Annotated in this window: 2 protein-coding genes; one reads left to right on the top strand and one right to left on the bottom strand. The window is 66.4% G+C overall.

The window, feature by feature from the left end:
- On the bottom strand, positions 1–569 hold a 569-nt coding region (locus tag ACWCQ6_RS37135), incomplete at its 3' end, for a beta-ketoacyl synthase N-terminal-like domain-containing protein (RefSeq protein ID WP_451096905.1).
- Positions 570–896: 327 nt separating this feature from the next.
- On the opposite strand from ACWCQ6_RS37135, the gene ACWCQ6_RS37130 reads away from it, so the two are divergent.
- On the top strand, positions 897–1,743 hold an 847-nt coding region (locus tag ACWCQ6_RS37130; protein WP_451096903.1), incomplete at its 3' end, for a cupin-like domain-containing protein.

Raw genomic sequence — 1,743 nt, 5'->3', positions numbered from 1 at the left:
AGGGAGGTCGCGCAGCCCGCCTGGACGGCGACGGCAGGGCCGCGCAGGCCGAGCTTGTAGGCGACACGGCTGCACAGGAAGTCGGCTCCGTTACCCATCCGGATCTCGTACGCCGACACCGGTGGCTGCCGTGCCCGCTGGGTGGTGAGGACGTGCGCGTAGGCGTTGTCGCTGCTGCCCCCGTACACGCCGACGGTTCCCGGGTGGCGGTCCGGGTCCACGCCCGCGTTCTCCAAAGCCTCCACCGCGCACTCCAGGAAGACCCGGTGCTGCGGATTGACGAGGCGGGCCTCGCGCGGGGACATGCCGAAGTAGCCGGCGTCGAATCGCTCGGGATCGTCGAGGAGTCCGCGGGCCTCAATGCCGCGCGGGCCGGTCACGCGGGTGACCGTGTCACGTCCCTCGATCAGATTGCGCCAGAATTCGTCGGCGTTCCGAGCTCCGGGGAAACGGCAGGCCATACCGATGACGGCGACGGAGGCGGACCGGTCTTCCCGGTGCGACCGGGACAGCTGATGCGCCTGGTGCGACTGGTGCACGACATCGGTGTTCCGGCCCTCAGTTTTCACTGACCATCCAATCCCTTGCTGGCGAGATCAAACCCGTTCCGCGATCGGGACCATACCTTCGGGCACCAGAGAAATATAAGCGATTCCGAGCCCCCTGAAGATTTCTCAGGGCACAAATCGAAGAGCCCACTGAAAACCTCTTGAAATAGTTCCGGACGGACCTGGACGCGTTGTCACACACCACCCCTGACACCACATCGACACCACGCTGTTTCGGTGAAAGATGGACACATCGACGCAGGACAGGTAGACCAACAATTCGACGCCTCTGGCAGGTCGGAATAATGCACTCCGCGCGTCAAACTCTGTTTCGGAGGAAGATTACTGGTGTTCGCAGATTTCATCGCTCCGCTCACTCCGGAGCAGTTCTTCTCGGACCACTGGCCCGACACCCCGTACGCAGGACCACCGGCCGCGCTCCCCGGGCTGCTGCTCGGGGCGGTACCAGAACTGAGCAGTGCGGAAGAGGTGTTGAGATCCTTCGGCGACACGGTCTCCCTCATCCAACGCAACGGCCCGCACGCGCGCGTGCCGCGCGGCAGCGACGCGCTCCCGATGTACCGGGCGGGGTTCACCTGCTACATGCGCCACGCCGAGCGGGAGTTCGTCGGCCTCACTGAACTCATCGACGAGGCTGCGCTGCGGCTGGGACTGCCGCCAGACCGGATGTCCTGCGAGATCTTCTGCTCGACAGGCACGAGCGGTGTCCCCATGCACAGCGACTTCGACGTGAACTTCGCGCTGCTCCTGTCCGGCTCCAAGCGGTGGCGGCTCGCCCCGAACACGAGCATCGAGAACCAGACGACGATGTGCTTCGCGCGCGACCGCAAGCAGGCCGACGAACGTCAACTCGGCTATGCGCACGCGCCGTTTCCGGAGCGAATGCCGGACGACGCCCGTGAGGTCACCATGGAGGCCGGCGGGCTGCTGTTCCTGCCGCGTGGCTGGTGGCACGAGACGCACTCGACCGGCGCCTGCATGCAGCTGAACCTCGTGGTCAAGGGCCCGCACTGGGCGCGGGTGTTCAGCGGTGCCCTTGAGGAGCGGCTGCTCGAAACCGCCGACTGGCGGGAGTTCGCGTACGGGGTGTCGGCGGTCGACGGCCCCGGGCACGCCGCGGCCGTGGACCGCCTCGCCGATCTGATCACCCGCCTCCAGAGGTCTCTGGCCGGCG

Source organism: Streptomyces sp. NPDC001880 (assembly GCF_053594575.1).
Note: the sequence above shows the minus strand (reverse complement) of the source record. Positions and strands in the feature narration are given on the sequence as shown.